At 72.0% G+C, this 26540-nt stretch carries 29 protein-coding genes; 23 read left to right on the top strand and 6 right to left on the bottom strand.

Annotated elements, in window-relative coordinates:
• From H9624_RS14570 to H9624_RS14550, 5 genes are all read left to right on the top strand, one after another.
• On the top strand, positions 1 to 581 hold a 581-nt coding region (locus tag H9624_RS14570), incomplete at its 5' end, for an ATP-binding cassette domain-containing protein (RefSeq protein ID WP_251840623.1).
• Positions 578 to 1627 (top strand): ABC transporter permease, encoded by a 1050-nt coding sequence (locus H9624_RS14565; protein WP_110851709.1) that lies wholly within the window; start codon positions 578 to 580, stop codon positions 1625 to 1627. The genes H9624_RS14570 and H9624_RS14565, both read left to right, overlap by 4 nt.
• Before the next feature lie 3 nt (positions 1628 to 1630).
• Entirely contained in the window at positions 1631 to 2743 is a 1113-nt protein-coding gene (locus tag H9624_RS14560; RefSeq protein WP_110851708.1) for an ABC transporter permease, read from the top strand.
• Positions 2697 to 3314, top strand: a complete 618-nt coding sequence (locus tag H9624_RS14555) for an SIS domain-containing protein (protein ID WP_110851707.1) — start codon at positions 2697 to 2699, stop codon at positions 3312 to 3314. The genes H9624_RS14560 and H9624_RS14555 overlap by 47 nt, the downstream gene beginning before the upstream one ends.
• Positions 3315 to 3408: 94 nt before the next feature.
• On the top strand, positions 3409 to 4296 hold the full coding sequence (locus tag H9624_RS14550; RefSeq protein WP_251840622.1) for a TIGR01777 family oxidoreductase: 888 nt from the start codon (positions 3409 to 3411) through the stop codon (positions 4294 to 4296).
• A 1-nt stretch (position 4297) separates the two neighbouring features.
• On the opposite strand, the gene H9624_RS14545 is transcribed toward H9624_RS14550, so the two are convergent.
• Positions 4298 to 5071 carry an ABC transporter permease gene (locus H9624_RS14545; protein ID WP_251840621.1) on the bottom strand — a complete coding sequence of 258 codons (774 nt, stop codon included), beginning with the start codon at positions 5069 to 5071 and terminating at the stop codon, positions 4298 to 4300.
• Positions 5064 to 6038 (bottom strand): ABC transporter ATP-binding protein, encoded by a 975-nt coding sequence (locus tag H9624_RS14540; RefSeq protein ID WP_110851704.1) that lies wholly within the window; start codon positions 6036 to 6038, stop codon positions 5064 to 5066. The genes H9624_RS14545 and H9624_RS14540 overlap by 8 nt, the downstream gene beginning before the upstream one ends.
• Before the next feature lie 94 nt (positions 6039 to 6132).
• Here H9624_RS14540 and H9624_RS14535 point away from each other — a divergent pair, with 94 nt between their 5' ends.
• Positions 6133 to 6831 (top strand): TetR/AcrR family transcriptional regulator, encoded by a 699-nt coding sequence (locus H9624_RS14535; protein ID WP_110851703.1) that lies wholly within the window; start codon positions 6133 to 6135, stop codon positions 6829 to 6831.
• Between the two features lie 100 nt (positions 6832 to 6931).
• On the opposite strand, the gene H9624_RS14530 is transcribed toward H9624_RS14535, so the two are convergent.
• The 3 genes from H9624_RS14530 to H9624_RS14520 are packed head-to-tail and all read right to left on the bottom strand — an operon-like array spanning position 6932 to position 9767.
• Positions 6932 to 7900 (bottom strand): 1-phosphofructokinase family hexose kinase, encoded by a 969-nt coding sequence (locus H9624_RS14530; protein ID WP_251840620.1) that lies wholly within the window; start codon positions 7898 to 7900, stop codon positions 6932 to 6934.
• Positions 7897 to 8664 (bottom strand): DeoR/GlpR family DNA-binding transcription regulator, encoded by a 768-nt coding sequence (locus H9624_RS14525; protein ID WP_251840619.1) that lies wholly within the window; start codon positions 8662 to 8664, stop codon positions 7897 to 7899. Before H9624_RS14525 ends, H9624_RS14530 begins: the two co-directional genes overlap by 4 nt.
• 44 nt (positions 8665 to 8708) lie before the next feature.
• Positions 8709 to 9767 (bottom strand): zinc-dependent dehydrogenase, encoded by a 1059-nt coding sequence (locus H9624_RS14520; protein WP_251840618.1) that lies wholly within the window; start codon positions 9765 to 9767, stop codon positions 8709 to 8711.
• A gap of 164 nt (positions 9768 to 9931) precedes the next feature.
• Here H9624_RS14520 and H9624_RS14515 point away from each other — a divergent pair, with 164 nt between their 5' ends.
• The 17 genes from H9624_RS14515 to H9624_RS14435 all read left to right on the top strand — a co-directional run bounded on the left by H9624_RS14515 (position 9932) and on the right by H9624_RS14435 (position 25133).
• Complete coding sequence (locus tag H9624_RS14515; RefSeq protein ID WP_251840617.1) at positions 9932 to 12043, top strand: PTS mannitol transporter subunit IICBA; 2112 nt, start codon at positions 9932 to 9934, stop codon at positions 12041 to 12043.
• Positions 12044 to 12262: 219 nt separating this feature from the next.
• Entirely contained in the window at positions 12263 to 12634 is a 372-nt protein-coding gene (locus tag H9624_RS14510; RefSeq protein WP_251840616.1) for a hypothetical protein, read from the top strand.
• A gap of 65 nt (positions 12635 to 12699) precedes the next feature.
• A complete protein-coding gene (gene recQ, locus H9624_RS14505) occupies positions 12700 to 14655 on the top strand; it encodes a DNA helicase RecQ (RefSeq protein WP_251840657.1) in 1956 nt (651 codons plus the stop codon).
• A 224-nt stretch (positions 14656 to 14879) separates the two neighbouring features.
• On the top strand, positions 14880 to 15020 hold the full coding sequence (locus H9624_RS14500; RefSeq protein ID WP_251840615.1) for a hypothetical protein: 141 nt from the start codon (positions 14880 to 14882) through the stop codon (positions 15018 to 15020).
• An 86-nt stretch (positions 15021 to 15106) separates the two neighbouring features.
• Entirely contained in the window at positions 15107 to 15772 is a 666-nt protein-coding gene (locus tag H9624_RS14495) for a hypothetical protein (protein WP_251840614.1), read from the top strand.
• A gap of 47 nt (positions 15773 to 15819) precedes the next feature.
• Complete coding sequence (locus H9624_RS14490) at positions 15820 to 16176, top strand: DUF6841 family protein (RefSeq protein WP_251840613.1); 357 nt, start codon at positions 15820 to 15822, stop codon at positions 16174 to 16176.
• 105 nt (positions 16177 to 16281) lie between these two features.
• Positions 16282 to 17517: a TadA family conjugal transfer-associated ATPase gene (locus tag H9624_RS14485; RefSeq protein ID WP_251840612.1), complete on the top strand. Its 1236-nt coding sequence runs from the start codon at positions 16282 to 16284 to the stop codon at positions 17515 to 17517.
• Between the two features lie 2 nt (positions 17518 to 17519).
• The gene (locus H9624_RS14480) at positions 17520 to 18377 is read left to right on the top strand and encodes a type II secretion system F family protein (protein WP_251840611.1); all 858 of its coding nucleotides are present in this window, start codon (positions 17520 to 17522) and stop codon (positions 18375 to 18377) included.
• Entirely contained in the window at positions 18374 to 19306 is a 933-nt protein-coding gene (locus H9624_RS14475; RefSeq protein WP_251840610.1) for a type II secretion system F family protein, read from the top strand. Before H9624_RS14480 ends, H9624_RS14475 begins: the two co-directional genes overlap by 4 nt.
• Before the next feature lie 54 nt (positions 19307 to 19360).
• The gene (locus tag H9624_RS14470) at positions 19361 to 19552 is read left to right on the top strand and encodes a hypothetical protein (protein ID WP_251840609.1); all 192 of its coding nucleotides are present in this window, start codon (positions 19361 to 19363) and stop codon (positions 19550 to 19552) included.
• Positions 19553 to 19581: 29 nt separating this feature from the next.
• The gene (locus H9624_RS14465) at positions 19582 to 19926 is read left to right on the top strand and encodes a TadE/TadG family type IV pilus assembly protein (protein ID WP_251840608.1); all 345 of its coding nucleotides are present in this window, start codon (positions 19582 to 19584) and stop codon (positions 19924 to 19926) included.
• A 5-nt stretch (positions 19927 to 19931) separates the two neighbouring features.
• The gene (locus tag H9624_RS14460) at positions 19932 to 20387 is read left to right on the top strand and encodes a pilus assembly protein (protein ID WP_251840607.1); all 456 of its coding nucleotides are present in this window, start codon (positions 19932 to 19934) and stop codon (positions 20385 to 20387) included.
• A 41-nt stretch (positions 20388 to 20428) separates the two neighbouring features.
• Positions 20429 to 20836, top strand: coding sequence for a hypothetical protein (locus H9624_RS14455; RefSeq protein WP_251840606.1), 408 nt, complete (start codon positions 20429 to 20431; stop codon positions 20834 to 20836).
• Positions 20837 to 20848: 12 nt separating this feature from the next.
• The gene (locus tag H9624_RS14450; protein ID WP_307784970.1) at positions 20849 to 21460 is read left to right on the top strand and encodes a DUF6318 family protein; all 612 of its coding nucleotides are present in this window, start codon (positions 20849 to 20851) and stop codon (positions 21458 to 21460) included.
• Positions 21461 to 21464: 4 nt separating this feature from the next.
• A complete protein-coding gene (locus H9624_RS16995) occupies positions 21465 to 22211 on the top strand; it encodes a PKD domain-containing protein (protein ID WP_251840604.1) in 747 nt (248 codons plus the stop codon).
• Positions 22212 to 22374: 163 nt separating this feature from the next.
• Positions 22375 to 23505, top strand: a complete 1131-nt coding sequence (locus H9624_RS14440) for a substrate-binding domain-containing protein (RefSeq protein ID WP_251840603.1) — start codon at positions 22375 to 22377, stop codon at positions 23503 to 23505.
• Complete coding sequence (locus tag H9624_RS14435; RefSeq protein WP_251840602.1) at positions 23502 to 25133, top strand: methyl-accepting chemotaxis protein; 1632 nt, start codon at positions 23502 to 23504, stop codon at positions 25131 to 25133. Before H9624_RS14440 ends, H9624_RS14435 begins: the two co-directional genes overlap by 4 nt.
• Before the next feature lie 64 nt (positions 25134 to 25197).
• Here the strand turns inward: H9624_RS14435 and H9624_RS16690 are convergent, their stop codons facing one another.
• On the bottom strand, positions 25198 to 25983 hold the full coding sequence (locus tag H9624_RS16690; protein WP_286011270.1) for an HNH endonuclease signature motif containing protein: 786 nt from the start codon (positions 25981 to 25983) through the stop codon (positions 25198 to 25200).
• Between the last annotated feature and the right edge of the window lie 557 nt (positions 25984 to 26540).

Below are 26540 nucleotides of genomic sequence, written 5' to 3'. Positions count from 1 at the left end.
GCCTGCCCATCACGGGCGGCACCGTGCGCGTCGGCGGCCAGGCCGTCGACGTCCGGGGGGTCAAGGACGCGCTCGCCGCCGGCATCGCCTACGTGCCGGAGGACCGGCTGACCCAGGGCGTGTTCCTCGAGCAGTCGATCGGGACCAACCTCGTCGCCGCGTCGCTGGACGACGTCACGCGCACGGGCGGCCTGCTCGACGGGAAGCGCATCGAGGAGCGGGTGTCCTCCGCGATCGACGAGCTGTCGATCAAGATCGGCAGCGCCGACGACCCGGTGAGCACCCTCTCCGGCGGCAACCAGCAGCGGGTGGTGCTCGGCAAGTGGCTCGCCACCAAGCCGCAGGTGCTCATCCTCAACGGCCCGACCGTCGGCGTGGACGCCGGCTCCAAGGCCGCCATCATGCAGATCCTTCGCCGCCAGGCGGAGGCCGGGATGGGTGTCCTCCTCATCTCCGACGACGTCCCCGAGCTCGTGAGCGTGTGTCACCGCGTGCTGTTCATCCGTCGTGGACGGATGCACGGCGAGGTCGCGGGCGACGACGTCACGGTCACCTCCGTGCGGGAAAGGCTGGAGACATGACAACGACGACGACGCGGCCGGCGACGACGCGACCGGCCCCGAGCCCGTCGCGCACGTGGGCCCGACGGCTGCGCGGGCCGCACAACGAAGGTGTCCTGCTCGGCGTCATCGTCCTGCTCCTCGCGGTCATCCTGGTCGTGGAGCCGGGGACGCTGACGTGGACCTTCGCCGGTGACATCCTGCGCTCGGGCATCGTCACGCTGGCGCTGTCCCTCGGCCTGCTCCTCATCATCATCTCCGGCGGCATGGACGTGTCCTTCACCGCCATCGCCATCTTCAGCGGGTACAGCACCGTCAAACTCATGAACGAGCTGGGGATCGACGGGGCCGTGTGGCCCTTTCTGCTCGCCTCAGTCATCGGGTGCGCGCTCGGCAGCCTCAACGCCGTCCTCGTCGCCCGGTACCGGATGGAGACACTGGTCGCCTCCCTCGGCACCCAGGTGATCATCCGAGGCGTGCTGCTCGCCTTCGTCGGCTCGACCTACCTCGCGAGCCTGCCCTCCCAGCTCGACGCCGTCGGGTCGGCGACGATCTTCCACCTCGGCGGGAGCGCGGTCAACGTCCTCGTCCTCCCCGTCATCGCGCTGTGCGTCGCGCTGGCGTTCGTCCTCAAGCGGACGTCCTTCGGGCGCTCGGTGTACGCCGTCGGCGGTGACAAGGAGTCCGCGCGCCGCGTCGGGCTGCGCGTGTCGTTGGTGCAGACCCGCATCTACCTGTTCGCAGGGCTGCTCGCCGGCTTCGCCGGCATGGTGCACGTCGTGCTGTCCCGGCACGCCTCGCCCTTCGAGATCGTCGGGATGGAGCTCAACGTCATCGCCGCCGTCGTCATCGGTGGCGCGCTGGACACCGGAGGCCGCGGCTCCGTGCAGGGCACCGTGCTCGGTGTCCTCCTCATCTCGCTCGTGCAGAACTCCCTCGTGCGACTGGGGATCTCCAGCTACTGGCACATGCTCATCGTCGGCGTGGTCATCCTCGTCGGCGTCGCGATCCAGGCCCGGAGCAGCGCCCGTGGCCAGCACCGTGCCCGCATCCTCGAGGAAGGCTGACCGATGGCTGCACCACTCACGTCGATCCGGGCGCGTCTCGCCGGGAGCAACACCCACACCCTCGGCCTGGTCGCGCTCGCCCTCGCCGTCGCCGTCCTCTTCTCGGCGCTCAACCCGGCGGTGTACACGAGCTCGCTCAACATCGAGTCGATCACCCTGTCCATCCCGGAGATCGGCCTCATGGCGCTGGCCATCTCCATCGCGATGACCACCTCCGGCATCGACCTGTCGATCGTCTCGGTCGCCAACCTCTCGGCGCTCACCGCGGCGTACGTCAGCGTGCAGGGGATGGAGGCGGGCATGTCGACGCCGGTCCTCACCCTCCTCGCCGTCGTGCTCGCGCTCGTCGTCGGGATGGTGTGCGGCGCGATCAACGCCGTCGTCGTCGCCGTCGTCGGGGTCGCGCCGATCCTGGCGACGCTCGCGACGCAGATGATCTTCGCCGGCGCGGCCATCGCGTTCACCCGCGGCGAGCCGATCTACGGGCTCACCCCCGAGCTCACCGAGGTCGGCTCCACGACCATCGCGTCGGTGCCGCTGATCTTCTGGCTGTTCCTCGTCGTCGTCGCGCTCGTCGCGGTCGTCATGACACGGACCGGGTACGGCGTGCGGGCCACCATGCTCGGCGCCAGCGCGACGGCGGCCGACTACACCGGCATCGCGCGCCGCAAGGTGCTCTTCCAGACATACATGCTCGCCGGCACGATCTCGGCGGTCGCCGGGCTCGTCATGGTGATGCGGACCGTGAGCGCGTCGGCCGGGTACGGCAGCTCCTACCTGCTGCTCGCCGTCACCATCGCCGTCCTCGGCGGGGCCAACCCCTTCGGTGGCCGGGTGGCGATCTGGGGAACGGCGCTGGCCGCGCTCATCCTCCAGATGATCTCCAGCGGCATCAACATGCAGGGGCTGAGCAGCTACGTCTACCAGATCGCCCAGGGCCTCATCCTCGCCGGCGTCTGGATCGTCCGGATGGAGGGCACACGCGCCTCGACCTGGATCAACGGGAAGCGGAACGGGCAGCGCGACAAGCCCACCCCACTGACCGACCTCCCCTACGAAGAAGGACAGAATGATGGATCGTCAAGAGCAGCTGCGGGCAGCGGCCACGTTCATTGAGCAGGAGGGCGCCGCTGTCGCTCGCGTCGCTGCCCAGGTCGACGAGTCGCTGCTGGGCGTGGCGGACCTCATCCGTGAGGCCGGCGGCAAAGTGATCGTCACGGGCTCCGGGACGTCCGGCACAATCGCGCGCCGGCTGGCGCACCTGCTGTCGGTCACCGGGACACCGGCCCTCTACCAGAACCCCGGCGACGGCCTGCACGGAAGCCTCGGGGTCGCCACGGCCGGTGACGTGGTCATTGCGATCTCCAAGGGCGGTGAGTCGAGCGAGCTCGCCGAGTTCATCCAGCGCACCACGGACCGCGGCGCCAAGGGCGTGGTCATCACGGCGTCACCCGAGTCCAGCCTCGCGAAGGCGGCGGACGTCGTCGTCGTGGTCGACAGCGACTCCGCCGACCCGGGGGGCATCATCGCGATGGGCTCGACGCTCGCGACAGCGGCGTGGGGTGACGCGCTGGCGATCCTCCTCATGAACGAGGGGGGCTACACGTGGGAGAAGGTGCTCCACAGTCACCCCGGGGGTGCTGTCGGCAAGAACGCCGACGAGCTCCTCAAGTCCGTCGACGGCTGATGCTTCCCGGTGCCCGCGCCGCGGGCACCGGGAACGTGCCCGCCCGGGGCCACCTCATCGGGCGGACGCCGGGCCGCGCGACTACGGTCGGAAGATGCGGATTCTCGTCTCGGGCGCGTCCGGACTCATCGGCTCGGCACTCCAGGAGGAGCTGCGCGCCGACGGTCACGAGGTGCGCACGCTCGTGCGCCGCGAGCCGGGCGGGGTGAGCGAGTACGAGTGGCACCCGGAGGAGGGCCGCCTGCCGGCCGAGGCGGTCGAGTGGGCCGACGGCGTCGTCACGCTGTCCGGGGCGCCGCTGGGCCGGCTGCCGTGGACGCGCGCCTACCGCCGCGAGATCTACGAGAGCCGGGTCACCGCGACCCGCACCGTCGCCCGCGCCATCGCCGCGTCGGCCGACCCGCCGCGGGTGTGGGTGAGCGGCTCCGCCACCGGCTTCTACGGCGACCGCCCGGGCACCGTCCTCACCGAGGAGTCCGGGCCGGGGGACGGTTTCCTCGCCAGTGTCGTCCTGCGCTGGGAGGCGGCCACGGCCCGCGCCGACGACGTCACGCGCGTCGTGCACATCCGTACCGGTCTCGTCATGGCCGACGGCGGTGCCCTCGCGCCCCTCCAGCTCGCCACCCGCCTCGGTGCGGGTGCGGCGATCGGCACCGGCCGGCAGCAGTGGCCCTGGATCTCCCTCGCCGACGAGGCCCGCGCGATCGTCCACCTGCTCGCGCACTCCGAGCTGTCCGGCCCGGTCAACCTCACCGGACCGACGGCCGCGACCTCCGCGGACATCACCCGGGCGCTGGCCAGGGAGATGCACCGCCCCCACCTCTTCCGGCTGCCGGCCCGGCTGCTGCGGCTCGTCCTCGGTGAGCCCGCGGACGAGATGCTGCTGCCGGACCAGCGCATCCTCCCGGTCCGGCTGCAGGCCGACGGCTTCACCTTCCGGCACACCACCGCCGAGGAGGCCGTGGCCGCCGCCGTCCGCTGACCTACTCCCGGCGCACGAGCGCGCGCAGCGTGACCGCGACGCCGAGCACGCACCACACGACGAGCACGAGCAGGTCGCGCCCGCTCGCGTCGAAGACGTCCGAGGCCAGCCCCGCACGGAGCAGGTCCGCGCCGGGCCGGGCCGGCAGGACGTCGTGCGCCGTCTGGAACCACCCCGGCAGCTGGCTCGCCGGGAAGGTGATCGGGGAGAAGAGAAGGACGAAGAAGACGAGCACCTGGGTGACGAGCTGCGCGAGCATCGGCTGGAGGCTGACGGCGATCGCGTAGCCCACCGCCGTCGCCATGAGGGTGACGAGCAGCGCGGAGGCCACGAGGACGGGCCAGTCGAAGGAGAGGTCGAGGTCGTAGCGCAGCTGGGCGACGAGCACGCCGACGGCGACGCTCGGCAGCGCGATGAGCAGCCACACGGTGAGGTCCGCGGCCAGGAGCAGCGGCCGCGCCAGCGGCAGCGAGCGCATGTAGGCGAAGGTGCCGTCGGTGCGGGCGCGGGCCACGCCCTGCGGCACGATGACGAAGCCGATCGTCAGGAGCAGCACGGTCGGCGCACCGGTGGACAGGAACAGTGCCGTCGCGGGGTCGATGTCGGGGATGAGGAACCCGAAGCCGATGATGATGCCGGCGGCGAGCAGCGCCTGGACGACGACGACGAGCGGCAGCAGCGGCCCGATCTGCGCCACCTGCCAGCGGAGCAGCGTCGTGTACGTCGTCCACAGGCTCACCTGGACGGGCGCGGGGCGGGTGAGGGTCTCAGACATGGGCCGGCTCCTGTCCGGACGGGGCGGCGTCGGCCGCGGTGAGGGCGAGGTAGGCGTCCTCGAGGGTGGCGGGGGCGAGGGCGTAGCCCTCGATGCGGGACCGCTCGCGCAGGGTCGTCGCCCACGCGACGGCGGTCGCGGCCTCGGCGGCCGGGACGGTGAGGAGCACGCGCCGGCCCACGTGGACCGTGCGGTGCACGGTGACGGGGGCGTCGGTGGCGTCCGGTGCCGCGCCGTCCGGCGGCAGGAGGAGCTCGAGGCGCAGGTCGGTGTCCTGCGTGCCGCGCAGCCGGCCGGGGGAGCCCGCGGCGACGACGCGCCCGCGGTCGAGGACGACGAGCTCGTCGACGATCCGCTCGGCCTCGGTGACGTTGTGGGTGACGAGGAGGACGCCGCAGCCCTGGTCGCCGCGCCGGCGGACCGCCTCCCACAGGAGCCGGCGGCGGGAGGCGTCGATGTCGTTGGTCGGCTCGTCGAGGACGAGCAGGGGCGTGGGGACGACGACGGTCATCGCGAAGGCGGTGAGGCGCCGGATCCCGCCGGACAGGCCGCGTCCGTCGGGCAGGGCGCGGCGGTCGAGCCACGGACCGATGTCGAGCTCGGCCGCGAGGTCCTCGGCGGCCGCGCGGGCGGCACGCGTGGACAGGCCGCGGAGGCGGCCGGCGATCTCGATCGCCGTGCGCGGCGTGAGCCCGTCGATCGGGGCCTGCGCCTGCGGCTGCAGCGCGGCGTGACGGCGGGCGGCGGCCGGGTCGGCCACCGCGTCGACGTCGCCGACGGTGATGCGCCCGGCGTCGGGCCGCAGGAGCCCGACCACCTGGGAGACGAGCGTCGTCTTGCCCGCCCCGTTGTGGCCCAGCAGCCCGACGACCTCGCCGGGCCGCACGCGCAGGGAGATGTCGTCGTTGGCCACGACGGCGCCGAAGCGCCGGGTGAGGCCCGCGACGTGGAGCACGTCCTCGCTCATCGGAGAACCTTTCGGATACTGACGGTATGGGAATACTGACGGTATTCGGAGACTCGCGGTACGTCAATGGCCGTGGCGACGTAGGATCGCGGACATGCCCCAGCTGCCCGACCCGCTCTCGCGTCGTGACAGGCAGCGCCAGACCCGGGAGGCGCTGATCTTCGCGGCGCGCGCGGTCTTCTCCCGCGACGGCTACCACCGCGCCAACCTCGAGGTCATCGCGCGGGAGGCCGGCTTCTCCAAGGGGGCGGTCTACTCGAACTTCGAGAACAAGGCCGCGCTCTTCCTCGCCGTGCAGGACACCAACATGGAGGCGGCGCTCGCGGAGGCGTGGGACCCCTTCGAGCGGGTCGAGGAGATGCCCCAGGCGGTGCCCGGCGGCGTGAGCGAGGAGGACCTCACGGCCGCGATGACCGGCTTCGCGCTCGCCACCCTCGAGTTCATCGCCGTGGCGGCACGCGACGAGACGCTCCGCGCGGAGATGGCCAGCCGGATGCAGCGGCTGCTCGACGCCTACACCGAGGTGGTCCGGCAGCAGCGCGTCGAGGGGGACCCCATGTCGGTGGAGGAGCTCGGCGCGCTGAGCGCCGCGCTGGACCAGGGCGCGGGGCTGCTCCTGCTCAGCGGCACCGGCGCGGTGGACGCGCGACTCCTGCGCGCGGGCGTGCGCCGGCTCATCGACCCGGCGCGCGCGGCCGAGTCGGGGAGCGATGACGCCGACGTCGGCCCGGGCATGCACGACCAGGAGGTCCGGGCGCGCATCGCCGCGGAGCTGCGCGACCAGCAGTCCTGAGGTCCGCGGCCGGCCGCTTCGTCATCGTGTGGCTTTCGGCCTCCCTGGGAGCGCGAGTGCCACACGGTCTCGCACCGGCCGGTCCGGCGGTCGGGCCCGCTCAGGCGCTGGGCGCCGGGGCGCCGGGGACCAGCGCGACCGCAGCGACCGCGCCCGCGTCGACGTCCGCGGGCCGCGGGATCCCCGTCCCCGGGAGCCCGGCCGCCGCGCTGCCGTAGGCGACGGCCCAGCGCAGCGCGTCCTCCGCCGCGGCGCCGCGCTCGGTGGCGAGGAGGTAGCCGAAGAGGCTGGAGTCACCGGCGCCCACGGTGCTGACCACGGTGGTGGGCGGGGCCGGGGCGTGCCACGCGCCGTCGGCGGTGACGAGGACGCCACCGGCCGCACCGAGGGTGACGATCACGGCCCCCACCCCGCGGCCGACGAGCACGCGCGCGGCCTGCGCCGCCGCAGCAGGGTCGTCCTCGAGGGCGGCCGGGTCCGCCCCGACGATCGTGGCGAGCTCCTCGCCGTTCGGCTTCATGAGGTCCGGTGCGGCGCCCGGGAGCGCGGCCGTGAGCGCGAGGAGCGCCGCCTCGCTCGTGTCGACGGCCACCCGCGCGGCCGTCCCGCGCAGCCGCACGACGAGACGCGCGTACCACTCCGCCGGCGCCCCGGGGGGCAGCGAGCCGGCGAGCACCACCCACGTCGCCTCCGCGGCGAGGGCGACGACGGCGTCGGCGAGCTGGTCCAGGTGGGCGCCGTCGACGGCGGCACCGGCGCTGTTGACCTTCGTCGTCGTGCCGTCCGGCTCGGTGAGGGTGAGGTTGACGCGCACGTCCCCGGCGGGCGGTTGGGGACGGCAGTCGACCCCCGCGGCCCGCAGCTCGGTGACGAAGGGGTCCGCGCCGTCGGCGGGGAGCACGGCCACGGTCGGGATGCCGGCGGCCACGGCGGCCCGGGAGATGTTGACGCCCTTGCCGCCGGCCTGCGAGGTCATCGACACGGCCCGCAGCACTGCCCCGCGCTCCAGCGGACCGGCGAGCGTCACGGTCCGGTCGACGCTCGGGTTGGCGGTAAGGGTGAGGATCATGCGACGACGACCTCCACGCCGCGTGCGGCGAAGGCGCGGGCCGGGACGCCGGTGGGCTCGGCGTCGGTGACGAGGACGTCGACGTCGTCGAGCGCGGCGAAGCTCACCGTCGCCTCCCGGCCCAGCTTGGTCGAGTCCGCGAGCACGACGACGCGCCGCGCCGCCTGCACCAGCGCCCGCTTGACCTCCGCCTCCTCCGAGTCTGGGGTCGACAGCCCGTGCTCCTCGGTGACCCCGTTCGTCCCGAGGAAGACGACGTCCACCCGCAGTCGCTGCAGCACCTGCGTGGTGAGCGAGCCGACGGCCGCCTGCGTCGTCGGGCGCACCCGCCCGGGCAGGAGGTGGAGCTCGACGCCGGGCAGCGGCGCGAGCGTGGCCGCGATGGGGACGCCGTGGGTGAAGGCGGTGAGCCGCCGGTCGGGCGGGAAGAACGCGGCGAGCCGCGCGGTGGTGCTGCCCGCGTCGATGGCGACCGTGCCGCCGTCGTCGGGGAGGAAGCGCACCGCGGCGGCGGCGATGCGCTCCTTCTCCCGTGCGTGGGTGACGTCGCGCTCGTCGAGGCGGCTCTCCATCGCCGAGAGGGAGGCGGCCGGGACCGCGCCGCCGTGGACGCGCCGCAGCAGCCGCATCCGCTCGAGCGCGCCGAGGTCCCGGCGCACCGTCTCGGTGGTCACCGCGAACTCCTCGGCGAGCTCGGTGACCGAGACCCGCCCGCGCGTGACGACGAGCTGCGCGATCGCCTGCTGGCGCTCCTCCGCGTACACGGTCCTCCTCGGCTGGCTGGTGGGCGGCTCGATGCTACGGCGGCTCAGGGCTCGACGGTCACCTTGATCGCGGTGCCGCTGCGGACGAGGTCGAAGGCCGACAGCACGTCCTCGAGCGGGATGCGGTGGGTGATGAGGTCCTTGACCGGCACCTGCCCGGTGGAGATGTACTCCAGGGCGCGGCGGTTGTGCTCGGGGGCCGAGCCGTTGGCGCCGTGGATGTGGAGCTGGCGGTAGTGGACGACGTTGGAGTCCAGCGCGATGACGGGGTCGTTCTTCGGCAGGCCGCCGAAGAAGGAGATGCGCCCGTTGCGGGCGGCCATGGCCACGGCCTGCTCCTGGGCGACCTTCGCCGCCGTCGCCGTGATGACGACGTCGGCGCCGCGTCCGCCGGTGAGCTCCATGACGCGCTCGACGACGTCCACCTGGGAGCCGTCGATCGTCTCGTCGGGCTTGGCGACCGCGGCGGACATGGCGAGGCGCTCGGCGTTGACGTCGACGAGGAAGACCTGCCCGGCGCCGTGGGCGCCCCGGGCGACGCGAATGTGCATGCAGCCGATGGGGCCCGCACCGAAGACGACGACGACGTCACCCTCCTCGATCCCGAGCAGCTCCTGGGCGTTGATCGCGCAGGCGAGGGGCTCCGCGGCGGAGGCCTCGTCGAAGCCGACGTTGTCGGGGATGCGGTTGAGCCCGTCGACCTTGAGGACCTGGCGCGGGACGACCATGTACTCGGCGAAGCCGCCCTCGTACTGGTAGCCCATCGAGGTCTGGTTCTGGCACACGGCCATCCAGCCCTTGCGGCACTCGTGGCACTCCCCGCAGGGGATGGCGGCGATGACCTGGACCCGGTCCCCGACCTGCCACTCGGTGCCGTAGAGGCTCGCGACGTCCGCGCCCACCTCGACGACCTCCCCGGCGATCTCGTGGCCGATGGTCCGCGGCGGGCTGAGGTTCTGGTGGCCGTTGTGGAAGATCTTTACGTCGGTGCCGCACGTGGAGCAGTTGCGGACGCGGATCTTCACCTCGTCCGGGCCGCACCCCGGCTCCGGGTAGTCCTCGAGACGGACGTCCTCGGGGGCGTAGAAACGCAGGGCCTTCATCGGTCCTCCCAATCGGTCGGGCGGGCGCCGTATGACGCCGCCCACCCATCATAGCCACACACTCGGATGTGGGAACAGGTGGAAGTGCTTGGCTTTCTGCCCGGACGGGTGTTTACTGGTGCCCGATGCGTGAGGTGCATCACCGTTCTCGAGGAGGAGCACACATGTCCGCACCCACTGACGTGCGACCGGACCGCGGCAGCGCGGGACGGGAGCGAGGCGGCCTGCGGGTCGCCGTCCAGAAGCTCGGCACCGCCCTGTCCAACATGGTGCTGCCGAACATCGCTGCCTTCATCGCCTGGGGCCTCATCACCGCGCTGTTCATCCAGGTCGGCTGGATCGTGCTCATCGGTGAGAACGTCTTCGGCTACACCGGCGGCTACGGCCTCGTCGAGCACCTCGGTGGCTGGGGCGCCGGCCATGCCGACAACGGCGGCAACGGCGGGATCGTTGACCCGATGATCAAGTACCTGCTGCCGCTGCTCATCGGGTACACCGGCGGCCGGATGCTCTACGACGACAACATCCGCGGCGGCGTCGTCGGGGCCATCGCCACCATGGGTGCGATCACCGGCGCGGGCGTGCCGATGTTCCTCGGCGCCATGATCATGGGCCCGCTGGCCGGCTGGTCGATGAAGAAGCTCGACGCCCTGTGGGCGGACAAGATCCGCCCGGGCTTCGAGATGCTCGTCAACAACTTCTCCGCCGGGATCTGGGGCATGCTCCTCGCGATCGTCGGCTTCATGGCCGCCGGGCCCCTCGTCGAGGCGTTCTCCACGGCCGCGGGCAACGTCGTGAAGTTCCTCGTCGACAACAGCCTGCTGCCGCTCACCTCGATCCTCGTCGAGCCGGCCAAGATCCTCTTCCTCAACAACGCGATCAACCACGGCATCTTCACGCCGCTCGGGACCACGGAGGCGGCCGCGGAGGGCCAGTCGATCCTCTTCCTCATCGAGGCGAACCCCGGCCCGGGCCTGGGCCTGCTGCTCGCGTTCACGTTCTTCGGGACCGGCCTGGCCAGGGCGTCGGCGCCCGGCGCCATCCTCATCCAGTTCGTCGGCGGCATCCACGAGATCTACTTCCCCTACGTGCTCATGAAGCCGCGCCTTATCGTCGCCGTCATCGCCGGCGGCATGACCGGCGTGGCGACCAACCTCGTCTTCGGCTCGGGACTGCGGGCCCCCGCCGCGCCGGGCTCGATCATCGCCGTGCTCATCCAGTCCCCGGTGGGGAGCCTCATCGGGGTCATCCTCTCCGTGGTGCTCTCCGCCCTCGTCACCTTCCTCATCGCCGCGGTGCTGCTGCGGACGGCCAAGGACGACGACGGCGACCTCGCCGGTGCGACCGGGCGCATGGAGGAGATGAAGGGCAAGAGCTCGAGCGTGGCCGGTGCGCTCACCGGCGGCGGCCGCGGCGGCGTCGCGACGGCCACGCGGCCGATCGGCTCGATCGTCTTCGCCTGCGACGCCGGGATGGGCTCCTCGGCGATGGGCGCCTCGGTGCTGCGCCGCAAGATCCGCGACGCCGGCTACGCGGACGTCACGGTGGTCAACAAGGCGATCTCCAGCCTCCGCGACGACGACGCCGACCTCGTCGTCACCCACCGCGACCTCACCGACCGGGCCCGCCAGCGCACGCCCTCGGCGCTCCACGTGTCGGTCGAGGACTTCATGGCCAGCCCGCGCTACGACGAGGTCGTCGCGCTGGTGGGGGAGAGCCGCTCCGCGGCCGCGCAGCCCACCGAGCCGGCCCCGAGCCCGACCGTGCCGGCCACCGCGCAGCCGCCGTCGGGGCACCTGCCGGCGGCGGGCCACGTGCCGCCGTCGGGCACGGGTAGCGGTGCCCCGGGCGACGGGCTGCTCGCGGCGGAGGCCGTCGTCCTCGAAGGGCGGGCGTCCTCCAAGGCGGAGGCCATCTCCGAGGCGGGCGGGCTGCTCGTGGTGAGCGGCGCGGTGCCGGCGGCCTACGTCGAGGCGATGCACGAGCGGGAGGAGTCGGTCTCCACCCACATGGGCAGCGGCCTGGCGATCCCGCACGGCACGAACGAGGCCAAGGGGCTCATCACCCGCACGGCGATCTCCTTCGTCCGCTACCCGCAGGGGCTGGACTGGGACGGCAAGGACACGGAGTTCGTCATCGGCATCGCCGGTGCGGGCGACGACCACCTCCAGGTGCTCTCCCGGGTGGCCGAGGTCTTCCTCGACGAGTCCCAGGTGGCCCGCCTGCGCGAGGCCAGGACGCCGGAGGAGGTCCAGACGATCCTCAGCCAGCCCTGACGCGCCGCTCGGCCGCAGGTGCGCGACACCTGTGCGGAAGTTGGACGCCGGGTTCCCGCGGACGACGGAGGGCGGAGAGGCGGCTCCGCCCCTCGACCGGTTTATCCGCGCGGGCTTGCGCCGGGCACGTGGAGTGCGGTCCGCTGACCTCAGCAGTGTCGCCGCCCGCCCGTGGGGACCCTGCGGCCGGGGGCGGCGACGGGGGAGGGGTGAGGATCGGTGACTCGCATCGTGCTGGGCGCATCGGCCGTGCTGGCCACGGTCATGGGGGTCGTCGGCGCGGTCACCACGTTCGACGAGGGCACCTTCACGATCGGCACGGTGCTCATCGTCCTGGCCCTCGGGGCGGTCGCGATCCACGCCGTGCTCAGCCCGGAGAGCTACCACCACCCCCGCTTCACCACCAACCCCTTCTACCGGGTGTGGGCCGTGCTGGTGCCGCTGCTCGCGGTGGGAACCCTTGTGACGTGCGCGTTCTCGCCCGAGAGGGCTGAGCAGCTCGCGTACTGGTCCGGCTTCGCGGCGGTCGCCGTGTTCGCCGGCGCGGTGGTGGACCACCGCTCGGCGCGCACGACCGTCTCCAGCCGCTGAGCCCTTCCGCCCACACCCCGCCCCGGCCGCCCGCTCGGACCACCTACCCTGGCGGGGTGGGTGACATGTGGACCGGGCCGGAGCCCGACTGGGACGAGCCGCCGCCGGACCCCATGAGCGAGTGGGACGTCCACGACCCCGAGATGGCGGCCGCCTTCGCGACGGACGCCGCCACCGCGGCACCGCTGACGACGGCGCGGGCCGCTGCGGCGTCGTCGTCCACCCCGCTGGAGGCGCTGACCAGTGTCTGGGGCTACGACGCCTTCCGCGGTGAGCAGGCCGAGATCATCGAGACGGTGACGCGCGGGGACGACGCGCTCGTCCTCATGCCCACCGGCGGCGGCAAGAGTTTGTGCTACCAGATCCCCTCGCTCGTGCGGGAGGGGACGGGCGTGGTCATCAGCCCGCTCATCGCGCTCATGCACGACCAGGTCGACGCGCTCGAGCAGCTCGGGGTGCGGGCCGCGTTCCTCAACTCCACGCAGAGCATCGAGGAGCGCCGCGACGTCGAGCGCCGGCTGCTCGGCGGGGAGCTCGACCTCCTCTACCTCGCCCCCGAGCGCCTGCCGGTGGCCGCCGACCTCCTCGACCGCGCGCGCATCGCGCTCTTCGCGATCGACGAGGCGCACTGCGTGGCGCAGTGGGGCCACGACTTCCGGCCCGACTACCTCGGCCTGACGATCCTCCACGAGCGCTGGCCCGACGTGCCGCGGATCGCGCTCACGGCGACGGCGACGGCGGAGACGCGCGAGGAGATCGTCCGCAACCTCCGGCTCGACGGCGCTCGCGTGTTCGTCTCGAGCTTCGACCGGCCCAACATCCAGTACCGGATCGCGCCCAAGCAGGAGGCGCGCAAGCAGCTGCTGCGGCTCATCAAGGACGAGCACGACGGCGACGCGGGGATCGTCTACTGCCTCTCGCGGGCGTCGGTGGAGAAGACGGCGGAGTGGCTGGCCACCCAGGGGGTGACCGCGCTGCCGTACCACGCGGGCCTGCCCGCGGAGCTGCGCGGGCGCAACCAGGCGCGGTTCCTGCGGGAGGACGGCGTCGTCATGGTCGCGACGATCGCGTTCGGGATGGGCATCGACAAGCCCGACGTCCGGTTTGTCGCGCACCTGGACCTGCCGAAGAGCATCGAGGGGTACTACCAGGAGACGGGGCGCGCGGGGCGTGACGGGCTGCCGTCGACGGCGTGGCTCGCGTACGGGCTGCAGGACGTGGTCCAGCAGCGGCGGATGATCGCCGACGGCGAGGGGGACGCGCAGCGCAAGCGCGCGCAGACCCTGCACCTGGACGCGATGCTCGCGCTCTGCGAGACGGTCCAGTGCCGCCGCCAGCAGCTGCTGCGGTACTTCGGGCAGGACAGCGAGCCGTGCGGGAACTGCGACACCTGCCTCAACCCGCCGGAGGCCTTCGACGGCACCGTGCCGGCGCAGAAGCTCATGTCGACGATCGTGCGGCTGCAGCGCGAGCGCGGGCAGCAGTTCGGCGCGGGGCACCTCGTCGACATCCTGCTGGGCCGGGAGAACGAGCGGGTGGTCAAGATGCGCCACACCGAGCTGTCGACCTTCGGCATCGGCACCGAGCTGGGCGACGCCGAGTGGCGCGGGGTGGTGCGCCAGCTGCTCGCCCAGGGGTTGCTGCAGGTGCAGGGGGAGTACGGGGTGCTGGCCCTCACCGAGGCCGCGGGGGAGGTGCTGCGCGGGGAGCGGGACGTGCGGCTGCGGCGGGAGCCGGAGCGGGTGCGGACGGCGCGGAGGTCTCGTTCCGGTGGCGCGAAGGCACCGGTCGATCTTGACGAGCCGCAGCAGGCGCTGTTCCAGCAGCTGCGCGCGTGGCGGGCGGCGACGGCCAATGAGCAGGGCGTGCCGGCCTATGTTGTCTTCCCGGACGCGACGCTGGCCGCTATCGCCCAGTCCCGGCCGGAGAACCGCTCGGAGCTCAGCGGGATCTCCGGGGTGGGTGCGGCCAAGCTCGAGCGTTACGGGGAGGCCGTGCTCGAGGTGGTCGCGGGGTCCTGACCTGCGCGACCGACCGTCAGGTGCTGGTTCCGCGGGCATCGCATGGCGGTGACGTGATTCAGGGTGGGCCAACACCAGGGTGTGGCAGGCTCGCGGCATGTCGCGCGGCGAGCCACCGACACCGGCCGCCAGGCGCATGGTGCAGCGCCGGGGCCGGTACTTCCTCACAGGCGCCGTCCTCCTCGTGCTTGCGGCCGCGGCGCTCGCGTGGGCTCGGTGGCGTGATGGCTGCGCTGGCGCTCAGCTTCGCGCTCACTGACGGCTTCGACGGCGAGCGCACGACCTCGCTCGTCGTCGCAGTGCTCTTCATGCTCCTCGGGCTCAGCGGGGTTGTCTCCGTGTGGCGGGAGAAGGAGACGACGTGACCGAGCCCCGCCGGCCCACGTCGTCGTGCTCTCGCGCGACCAGCTCGACACGGAGTGGCTGAGCGGTGAACCGCTACGGTGACGAGATGTTCGCGGACTGGAACGACCGCCGTGCTGCTCGGCGCGTCAAGCCAGGCGACGGTCATGCGCTCCAGCGCTTCCGGTGGTGGCAGCCGTTCTCCCGCTCGCTGCTCCACATCTCGCTTCTCGAGCAGGACGGGCAGCGCCACACGTGGTCGGTGGACGTCCGGCTCGGGGGTGACTCCTCGGACGGTGAGGTGCGTGCCCGGCTCTACCGGGACGGCGTGCACCACGCCGTGGCCAGGCCGCCCGCCGCGTTCCCGGTGCCTGGCGGCGCCATCGAGGTGGCGACGAGCGGCTACGGGCTGCGGCGTGGCCACTTCGTGGGTGACGACGGTGTCGAGCGCCAGCTCACGCCGGACCCGGCCTCCGCCGAGGGTCGCCGGGCACGGCTCGAGCGCCGTCACCCGCTGCTCAGCCGGGGCATCGGGCTGGTCTCGGTCGCCGTCCTGCTCGTCGCCCTCGTCCTCGGTGTCCCGCAGATCGTCGAGGAGGTCTCCCGGATCCCGCCCGTCGCCGAGAACCTCGGCTCCTTCACCTCCCCGTTCCACCTGTCGGTCGGGTCGAACATCGCGCTCACGGTCGGTGCCCTCGTGGCGAGCACGGAGCGTGCGCTCCGGCTGCGCTACCACTGGCTGCTCGACGGCGGGCTCTTCGACGGCGAGGAGTGACATCCGGGGTCGCGCGGCGCGTGCCGGGGGTCGCTAGCCTCGGTGCCATGAGCGCCGACGCGACGGCACACGAGTTCTTCGAGTCCTACACCCGCGCCCTGCTCGCGCGGGACGCGCCCAGGATCGCCGCCCACTACGCCGTACCCGCGCTCATCGAGTTCCCCGACCAGGCGATCGCCGTCTCCGACGCCGCTCAGACCGAGCAGTTCTTCGCCGCCGCCATCGGTCAGTACGACGGCGTCTCCGCGGCCAGCGCCGCCCTCACCGTCGTCGCCGAGGCTCGCCACAGCCTGTGGGTCGACGTCACCTGGACCTACGACGGCACGCCGGCGGAGCGAAACATGTACCAGTTCGTCCGTGCCGACGGGAGCTGGCGTATCGCGGTGCTGACCCCGCTGGACTGAGCACGCGAGCCGCCCTGTCCACAGATTCGCCGAAGGGGGCTGACATCGCGCCCGATTGCCCCTAGGTTTGCCTCCATCGTGATCCGCTCCCGGGGGGTGCGAGGCATGAACCAGGCAACGGTGCTGCTTGAGGACGAGGTGCGTGAGCTCGTCCGTCGGCGCGGTCTCGACCCTGCCCGCGACACCGCCGGGGTCCGCGCGCTCGTCGCCGATGCCCTCGCGGACTACGACAGCCGGTCGGTCGCGGGACTCGTGCCGCCCGTCGTCGACCCGGAGCAGACGGCCAAGGACGTGCTCGACGCCGTCGCCGGCCTCGGCCCTCTTCAGCGGTTCCTCGACGACCCGACGATCGAGGAGGTGTGGATCAACGAACCCGGCAAGGTGTTCATCGCCCGCGCCGGCCGCGCCGAGCTCACGACGACGATCCTCACCGAGACCCAGGTCCACGAGCTCGTCGAGCGCATGCTGCGGATCTCCGGTCGCCGTCTGGACCTGTCCTCCCCGTTCGTCGACGCGTCACTCGCCACGGGCGAGCGCGTCCACGTCGTCATCCCGGACATCACCCGCCATGCGTGGGCCGTCAACATCCGCAAGTACATCGCCCGCGCCACGCGCGTGAGCGACCTCGTCGCCCTCGGCTCGCTCACCACGCAGGCCGCCGCATTCCTCGACGCCGCCGTCGTCTCGGGCATGAACGTCCTCGTCAGCGGGGCCACGCAGGCGGGGAAGACCACGATGGTCAACGCACTCGCCGGTGCCATCCCGCCCCACGAGCGCATCATCACGTGCGAGGAGGTCTTCGAGCTGCGGCTCGCCAACCGCGACGTCGTCTCGATGCAGTGCCGCCAGCCCAACCTCGAGGGCCAGGGCGAGGTCAAGCTGCGCCGCCTCGTCAAGGAGGCGCTGCGGATGCGGCCCGACCGCATCATCATCGGCGAGGTCCGCGAGGCCGAGAGCTTCGACATGCTCGTCGCCCTCAACGCGGGCATCCCCGGCATGTGCACGGTCCACGCCAACTCCGCCCGCGAGGCCGTGACAAAGATGTGTACCTTGCCGCTCCTCGCGGGAGAGAACGTCTCGAGCACCTTCGTCGTGCCGACGGTCGCTTCCGCCGTCGACCTCGTCGTCCACCTCGAGCTGGACCGGCATGGCCGACGGCGGGTGCGGGAGATCGTCGCCGTCACCGGACGGTCGGAGGAGGGGGTCGTCGAGACTGCCGAGATCTTCACGCTGAGGGGAACCACGTTGCAACGGGCCGGTGGCTTCCCACCGGACGTCGAGCGTTTCGAGAGAGCCGGGTACGACCTCGCCGAGCTCCTCGCTCAGGACTCCGGGCGGTAGCCGTGGGGACGGTGGCGGGTCTGCTCCTCGGTGCGGGCCTGCTGCTGCTCTGGTTCTCCTGCTGGCCTCAGCCGGTGCGTGAGCGCCGCCCCTCGCGGTGGGTGGAGCGCACCCAGGACCTCCTCGTGCGAGCCGGTGCGCCGGCCGTGACGCCCGCCCGGCTGGTGGCCGCCTCCGCGGTGCTCGCGCTGCTGGTCCTGCTCCTCGCCTACGGCTTCACCGCGTCCCCGCCGATCGCGGTGTGCTTCGCCGTCATGGCCGCAGGTGTGCCGAGCGTCCTCGTCCGAGCGCGGGCTCGGAAGCGGCAGGTGGAGCTGCGCGCCGTGTGGCCCGAGGTCGTCGACGACCTCATCTCCGCCATCCGCGCTGGTCTCTCCCTGCCCGAGGCGCTCACGAGTCTCGGTGAGCGCGGACCGGAGGAGGTGCGGCCGCAGTTCCGGCGGTTCGGTGAGGACTACCGGGTGACCGGGCGCTTCACGGAGTCGCTGGACCGGCTCAAGGCACGCCTGGCGGACCCGGTGGCCGACCGCATCATCGAGGCGCTGCGCATCACCCGGGAGGTGGGTGGCTCCGACCTCGTCCGGCTCCTGCGCACGCTCGCCCAGCTGCTGCGGGAGGACCTGCGCACACGCGGAGAGCTCGAGGCCCGGCAGAGCTGGACGGTCAACGGTGCGCGGCTCGCGACCGCGGCCCCGTGGGCGGTGCTCCTGCTCCTCAGCGGTCGGCCCGAGACGGCCGCCGCCTTCAACTCGGCAGCGGGCGTCCTCGTGCTCGCGACCGGCGCCGCGGTCTCCGGGGTCGCGTACTGGCTCATGGTCCGGCTCGGGCGGTTGCCCGAGGAAGCGCGGGTGCTGCGATGAGCCCGACGGCGTGGGGTGCGTTCGCCGGGCTCATCGGCGGCCTCGGTCTGGTGCTGGTTGTGTGGCGGGTGCGAGCGATGCGCCCGTGGCTGCCGGACCGCATCGCCCCGTACCTGCGCGAGCGGCCTGCGACGTCCGGGCTGCTCGCCGAGCCGCGCACCCACACGCCCTTCCCGACTTTCGAGAGCCTCCTGGCACCGGTCATGTCCGACGCGGGGCGAGTGCTCGAACGGCTCGGGAGCACGACGCAGAACGTGCGACGGCGGATCGCGCTGTCCGGCGCGCCGCTGACGGTGGAGCAGTTCCGGCTCGAGCAGATGATGTGGGCGGTGCTCGGCCTGACCGGCGGGCTGCTTCTCGTCACCCTCGCGGGTGTGGCGCGCGGTCTCAACGTGCTGGCGGGGACCGGCGTCGTCGTCGTCGCCGCGGTGCTCGGCGCCGTCGCGCGGGACCGGTGGCTCACGAGGGCCGCCAACCGCAACCAGCAGGCGATGCTCGAGGAGCTGCCCGCCGTCGCCGAGCTGCTCGCCCTCGCGGTGAGCGCGGGCGAAGGGCCGATGGCCGCGCTCGAGCGGGTGGCACGCACGACGCGGGGCGCGCTGACCACCCAGCTCGAGGTCACCCTCAGGGAGGCCAGGGCGGGCGCGCCCCTGGCGGTGTCGCTGGAGCGCCTGGCGGCGCGGACCTCCCAACCCGCCGTGGCCCGCTTCGCCGAGGGGATCGCCGTCGCCGTCGACCGTGGCACCCCGCTCGCGGAGGTGCTCCGCGCGCAGGCCCAGGACGCCCGCGAGGCCGCGCGCCGGGAGCTCATGGAGCTCGGTGGCAAGAAGGAGATCGAGATGATGTTCCCGGTCGTCTTCCTCGTGCTGCCGGTGACCGTCCTGTTCGCGCTGTTCCCCGGCCTGATGCTCTTGCAGGTGGGCCTGTGAACGCGCACCCGACCCCGACCGCTTCCATCCGCACCGACGACCAGGGAGAACGACATGTGGCTGTACCTGAGCACCTTTCTCGAGTCACTCCGACGGCGCGTCGTCACCGAGGAACGGGGCGACGTCCCCGGCTGGGTGATGGTGACGCTGATGACGGCGGGCCTCGTGTTCGCGATCTGGCTCATCGCCGGGCCCGCGCTCACCAGGGTCTTCGAGGCCGCCATCACGCGCGTCATGAACATCTGAGGCGGCTCGCGTCCGACGAGGGGTCCGCGGTGGTGGAGTTCGTTCTCGTCTCGGTGCTCGTCGTCGCGGTCCTGCTGGGGGTCCTGCAGCTGACCCTCGCACTCCATGTGCGGAACACGATCGTCGACGCGGCGGGCGAGGGGGCGCGTCACGGTGCCCTGGAGGGAAGCTCGCCCGCGGCCGGCGCGGAACGGACGCGCGAGCTGATCGGGACGGCGCTCAACCCACGCTACGGCGACGACGTCAGCGCTGAGGTCGTGGAGCGCGACGGGATGGTGCTCGTGGAGGTCACCGTCCGCGCGCCGGTTCCCGTGCTCGGGCTGCTCGGCCCGTCGGGCACGATGACGGCGAGCGGCAGGGCGGTGCAGGAGTGAGTGCCGTGCATGCTCTGCTGGAGCGTCTGCGTGACGAGGAGGGCGGGAACGCCGTCGTCGAGTTCATCGGCGTCACGCTCGTGCTGCTGGTGCCGCTCGTGTACCTCGTCCTCACTCTGGGTCAGATCCAGGCGGCCGCCTTCGCGGCGGAGGCCGCGGCGCGTGAGTCCGGCAGGGTGCTGAGCCAGGCGGAGGACTTGACGACTGCCGCTGGGCAGGCGCAGACGGCGGTCGAGCTCGCCTTCGAGGACCACGGGATTGCGGTGGACGCTGCGACGGCGCTCGACTTCACGTGCAGCGAGAACCCGTGCCTGAGCGCCGGTGGACAGATCCACGTGGAGGTGTCCGCCACCGTGAGGCTCCCGCTCGTCCCCGATTTCCTCGCCGGTGCCGTGCCCCTCGAGGTCCCGGTCCGTGCCACGCACCTGGCCGCTGTGCCCGAGTTCGGCGGGTTGCCATGACACGCAGGCGGCCGGACGACGACGGCGAGAGTGGGCAGATCATGCTGCTCTCGCTCGGGTTCGGGGTGCTGGCGCTGGCGTTGGTGCTCGTCGTTGCGGCGGCCTCGTCGGTGTATCTCGAGCGCAAGCAGCTGCTGGCGCTCGCGGACGGAGCGGCGGCCGACGCAGCCGACGCGATCGACTACGGCCTCTACTACGCGGGGGAACGGGACGGTCTGCCGCTCTCGGACTCCTCCGTCAACGCAGCGGTGGGGGAGTACCTGCAAGGGTCCGCGGCGGCGGGCACCTTCCAGGGTCTGGGCGTGGCCGCGGGAACCGGGACGAGCGACGGCCGGACGGCGCACGTGACCCTGACTGCGACGGCCAGGCCCGCCGTCGTGCCGTGGGTGCTCGTGCCGTGGTCGGACGGCTTTGCCATCTCAGTGACGTCGTCGGCGCGTGCTGACTGATCGGGAGGACTGATGAGCATGAGCAAACGGCGGAGCAGGGTAGGTGCGGCCCTAGCAGCGATCGCTTTGTTGATGACGGGCTGCAGTGAGCCCGAGGGCAACGCGGCTCCGACATCGGCGCCCGCCCCGGAGCCCACGAAGACGGAGGCGCCCACCAGCCCCGCGCCTGGTCCGACTCCGTGGCCAGAGCCGACGAGGCCTGAGGCGATGGAGAAGATGGATATCGATGGCGCAAAAGCGGCGAGTCGGTATTTCGTGGCGTTGTACCCGTACGTGTACGTCACGGGTGATCTCGACGCTTGGCGGAACGTGACGCACCCAGAGTGTCAATTTTGCGCAAGTGTCATAGAGAATGTCGAGACGCTCCATGGCAGCGGCGGGTATGCCGACGGCCCGGCGCTCGAAATACTTGAGCTCGAAGCCGCTCCTCCCGATGACGAGTACGAGCACTTTTCAGTGTGGATCGACGCTGAAGAGTCCGATGCTGCTTGGTATGACGCCGATGGGGTCGTCACCGAGAGGATTGAAGGGGCGCTAGTTGAACTCGACCTCGCTCTGGCGTGGGTCGACGGCAAGTGGGTCGTCCGCGGAGCGGTCGGCAGAGATGTCGCGGAGGGTAGGTAGCGTCGTGAGTGCCTTTCTAGTGGCCGGCATCAGCATTGTGATGGCGGCAGGTGGCGTCTCCACCGAAACGGAAGATGATTCCTACACCGTCCGATATAGGGAGACAGGTCAGGCACAGGAGCCGGCGACGCCAGGGGGGACGTCGAAAGGTGTGCCTGCGCAGCGTCTCTGCCCGCCGGTGACGTATGTGTGGGGTCGTTACGAGACTGAGGTGACCGCCTGTGACCCTGTCCCTGAAGGGGAGTGGGCTCCGCTGGTCTGGTGGGCGGATGGTGACGAGGAAGAGGCCGTCGACGACGAGCCTCGGGAACTGATTGCCTTCACACGTGAGGACGTTCAATCGCTGCTCGTGAACTCCGGCAGCCTCGAGATCCAGCCGGATCAGGCGTGGGTGCTTGTGGGGGCCGACACGGTCGCGATGACCGACGCATCGGAGCATGTCCTCAGCACGCGGGTGCTTGACTTGGACGTCGATGTTCGGGTGACTCCTGTGATCTTCACCTGGGACTTCGGCGATGGCTCGGCGCCACTGACGGGAACCGACCCTGGGGCGCCCTGGCCCAACCACACTGTCTCCCACGTCTACAGCGATCCCGGGACGGTCGCGATCTCGTTGCGGACAGAGTGGGATGCGGCCTTCCGCGTCGAAGGGACCTCGACGTGGATCCCGGTCGCGGGCCGGGCGGTGACCGAGACGGAGAGTGGGCCGATCGAGGTCGTGACAGCGAAGCCGCGCCTGACGACCGGCTGAGCGAGGGCAGTCACGGGGCCAAGCGGCCGTCGTCGTGTGACGAGAGCCACACGCGCTACTCGTCATCATCACCTGCGCTGCACCGATCGCCCTGAGTGACGCCCCTCACCAGGGGCCCGGCACTGGATGTGCCGGTATGCCTAGCCACGGATGGTGCGGTCGCATGACCTTCTCACGACGAACGGCCCGGTCCCTCGGGCTCGGTGCCCTGGTGCTGGCCCTCGGCCTCGCCGGGTGTGCCGGCACTGACGACGACGCCGACGGAGGCGAGGACGCCGAGGTCGCGCGCGTGGGGGTCGCGATGCCCACCCAGGAGCACCAGCGATGGGTCTCCGACGGCACGAACGTCGCCGCTCAGCTCAAGGACCTCGGGCACAACGTCACGCTCGAGTACGCGGACGACGACCCCCAGGTCCAGGCCGAGCAGATCCGCCAGATGATCGAGGACGGCGCCGACGCGCTCGTCATCGGCGCCGTCGACGGCTCGGCCCTCACCGACGTCCTCGCCGCTGCGGGCGACATCCCCGTCGTCTCGTACGACCGCCTCATCCTCGACACCCCGAACGTCGACTACTACGCCACCTTCGACAACGAGCGAGTCGGCATCCAGCAGGGCACCTCGCTGCTCGTCGGCCTCGGCATCCTCAACCCGGACGGCACCGAGAACGCCGACGGCCCCGAGGGGCCGCTGAACATCGAGCTCTTCGCCGGCTCGGCAGACGACAACAACGCGGGCTTCTTCTTCAACGGCGCCATGGACACCCTGCGCCCCTACCTCGAGGACGGCACGCTCGTCGTCCCCTCCGGCCAGACCGAGTTCGACGACGTCGCCACCCCCGGGTGGAGCGGGGACCTCGCCCAGGAGCGCATGGCCCAGCTCATGTCCACGACCTATGCCGGCGGTGAGGACCTCCACGGCGTCCTCGCGCCCTTCGACGGCATCTCCCGCGGCATCATCACTGCGATCCAGGGCGCCGGCCGCGGCCCGACGATCGCCGACGGCTTGCCCGTCGTCACCGGCCAGGACGCCGAGAGCGACTCCGTCGTCCTCATCGACGACGGCGTCCAGCTCTCCACGATCTTCAAGGACACCCGCCAGCTCGCCGAGGTCGCCGTCTCCGCGGTGCACAAGATGCTCACCGGCGAGGAGCCCGAGACGAACGACATCTCCACCTACGACAACGGCCGACTCACCGTCCCGGCCTACCTGCTAGCCCCCCAGCTGGTCACGCAGGACAACTACCAGCACCTGCTCATCGAGAGCGGTTACTACGAGGCGGGAGACCTGGCATGAGCCGCCGCACCAGCACCGAGACCCCCGACGCCCCCCGCCGCCGCGCTGCGTGGTTCTGGGACCGTCCGGTCGGCTTCAAGATCGCCACCGCGATCGTCATCCTCGGCGGCCTGTTCGGCGTCGTCGGCGGTGCGGGAGCCCTCGCGCTCGTGCGCGCCGGTGACCACCTCGCCGAGGTCCGCCTCCTCACCGAGGACCTCCAGGGCTCGATGGCCGAGCTGCGCGCCGCCCAGGCCCAGAGCCACCTGCTCGTCCGCCGCGCTGCCGCCGCCACCGACGAGTCCCGTCGCGAGCAGCTCCTCACCTCCCAGGCGTGGAACGACCGCACCGTCGACGGGCTCATCGACGCCGTCTCCCAGTACCCCGAGTCCGAGACCCAGCAGTGGGCCGACTTCACCACCCGCTGGGAGGGCTGGCTCACCTACCGCGACGCCACCCTCATGCCGCTGGTCGAGGCGGGCGACGTCGTTGGGCTGGAGAGCGCGCTCAACGCCTCGCCGGCCGGTGACCCGGACAACGCCGGGCGGGCGCTCGTCCTCGCCGACGGGCAGATCCAGAACCGTGTCGACGTGATCGCCACCGACGCCAGCGCGCAGATCAACCAGACGCTGCTCGTGCTGAGCATCGGGTTCGTCGTCGCCGCCGTCATCTCCGTGACGATCGCCGTCGCCGTGACCCGCCGCATCCGCCGCGGCCTGCACGCGGTGCGCGGCTCCCTCGAGGCGATGGCCGCCGGGGACATGACCGTGGACGCGCACGTCGCGGACCGCGACGAGCTCGGTCAGATGGCCCACTCCTCCTCCCTGGCACGGCAGGCGCTGCGCGAGGCTCTCACGGGCGTGGTCGAGTCGGCTCAGACGGTCGCCGCTGCGGCGGAGGAGCTGTCCGCCTCCAACACCCAGGTGGCCGCCGGCTCGGAGCAGGCCTCGAGCCAGGCCAGCGCGGTCTCCGACGCCGCCCAGCAGATCTCGCACAGCGTCCAGACCGTCGCCTCCGGCGCCGAGCAGATGAGCGCCTCCATCCAGGAGATCGCGAAGAGTGCGGGGGAGGCCGCCGGCGTCGCCGCCCGCGCCGTCACGACGGCGGACGCGACCGCCACCACCGTCAACAGCCTCGGCGAGAGCTCGCGAGAGATTTCCGAGGTCGTCAAGGTCATCACCTCGATCGCCGAGCAGACCAACCTGCTCGCCCTCAACGCGACCATTGAGGCCGCGCGAGCCGGGGAGGCAGGCAAGGGCTTCGCCGTCGTCGCCGGGGAGGTCAAGGAGCTGGCGCAGGAGTCCGCGCGGGCCGCCGAGGACATCACCACCCGCATCGGGGACAACCAGACGCAGACCGTGGCCGCGGTCGCCGCGATCGAGGAGATCGCCAAGACGGTCCGGTCGATCAACGACTATCAGCTCACCATCGCCTCCGCCGTCGAGGAGCAGACGGCGACGACGCAGGAGATGACGCGCGGCGTGCACGAGGCCGCGGCCGGCTCCGGGGAGATCGCGGCGAACATCTCCGGCGTCGCCACGGTGACGGCCACGTCCAGCACCGTCCTCGCGCAGATGCAGAGCGCCACCGACGAGCTGGCCCGCATGGCCGACGACCTGCGCGGGAGGGTCTCCGCCTTCGTCGTGTGACGCCTTGATTCTCGCTGTGGTCCGGCGCTCGACACCTGCGGGTGTTGGGCGCCGGACTCGTCTTTCAGAAGGGCGGGTTCTCGGGCCAGGTCTGTTCGTGCTCCGGCCCGGGCTGCGGCTCCGGGCACTGGGGGCGGGGGACGTTCCCCTCGGCCTCGAGTGCCAGGGCGGTTGACGGGGTCGCGGGCTCGGTCCAGTGGGCGAGAGGGTCCTCCCCGAGGGAGATGGCGGCGAGCATCGCGTCGACGAGCTGCGGGTCGACGGGGCGGTGGTGGCGTTCGGAGTCCTTGACGAGCTCGCGCAGGTTCTTGGCCGTCTGGCGGGGGAGGGGGATGGTGGTGCCGTCGGGGCGGCGGAGGTAGCCGTGGCCGGTGGGGGTGGTCCAGGCGTAGGTGCGGTCGGTGGCGTAGGCGACGGTGTAGGCGCCGATCGACTTGGCCCGGTGGTCGCCGGTGCACTGAGGTCCGAGGTTGTCGGCGGAGGTGACGCCGCCGTCCCTCCATTCGTGGATGTGGTCGAGGTCGGCGGTGCGGGCGGGGTGCGTGCAGCCGGGGACGATGCAGGTGCGGTCGCGGTGTCGGACGTGGTCGGCGATGGCGGCGGTGGGTTGGTAGCGGGTGCGTCCGACGTCGAGGACCTGGCCGGTGGTGGGGTCGGTGAGCAGGCGGCGCCAGGTGCCGCCGGCGGCCAGGGCGCGGGCGACGATCGGTGGGATGGGTCCGTAGCCGTCGAGCTCTGCGACGGGCTCAGGGTCGCGGTCCAGGGCGGTGACGCCCGGGTCGCGGGGTTCGGGCTGCAGGACGGTGATGGGGACGAGGACGTTGATGTCGGCTCGTCCGCCGCCGATCATGCCGACCCTGGTGGTGGGCAGGGCGCGCCCTGGAAGCCGGTGACCGGGTAGCGGCGGCCCGTCGGCCACGCGTAGCGGAGTCGGGGCGGACGGCGAGGTCAACTCGCCCATGGCTGGTGGCGCGGGAGCGGGCGGTGGTGCTTCGTCCCGTGGAGATTCGATCGGTGGTGACGCGTCGACGACTGTGGGTGGTGCGGTGGCCGCTGGCGGTCCGTCTTCGGTGGGCGGGGGAGCGAGGTCCGGTGGTGGTGCATGCCCGGTGCCCGGTGGATCTGCATGCGGCGGTGGTGCCTCGGGCTTGGGTCGCTCAGCGGTGACCACGTCGTCCGGTTGCGGACCGGTGTCCTGCTGAGGCCTGTCGGTGGTGTTCGGCGGTGATTCGGTGTCCTGCTGAGGCGCCGCCGCAGGGTTCGGTGGCGGTGCGGCGTCGGGCTGGGAATCTGCGGCCGGTGTTGCAGGGGTGCTGTTGTCTGCGGCGGTGTCTTGGCAGCCGCAGGGGCAGTGGAGGTGGGCCTGGGGTCCGATGAAGCCGAGGGTGAGGGCGGTGTGGCCCATGA

This window comes from Oceanitalea stevensii, from assembly GCF_014837105.1.
Lineage (GTDB): Bacteria > Actinomycetota > Actinomycetes > Actinomycetales > Actinomycetaceae > Oceanitalea > Oceanitalea stevensii.
Note: the sequence above shows the minus strand (reverse complement) of the source record. Positions and strands in the feature narration are given on the sequence as shown.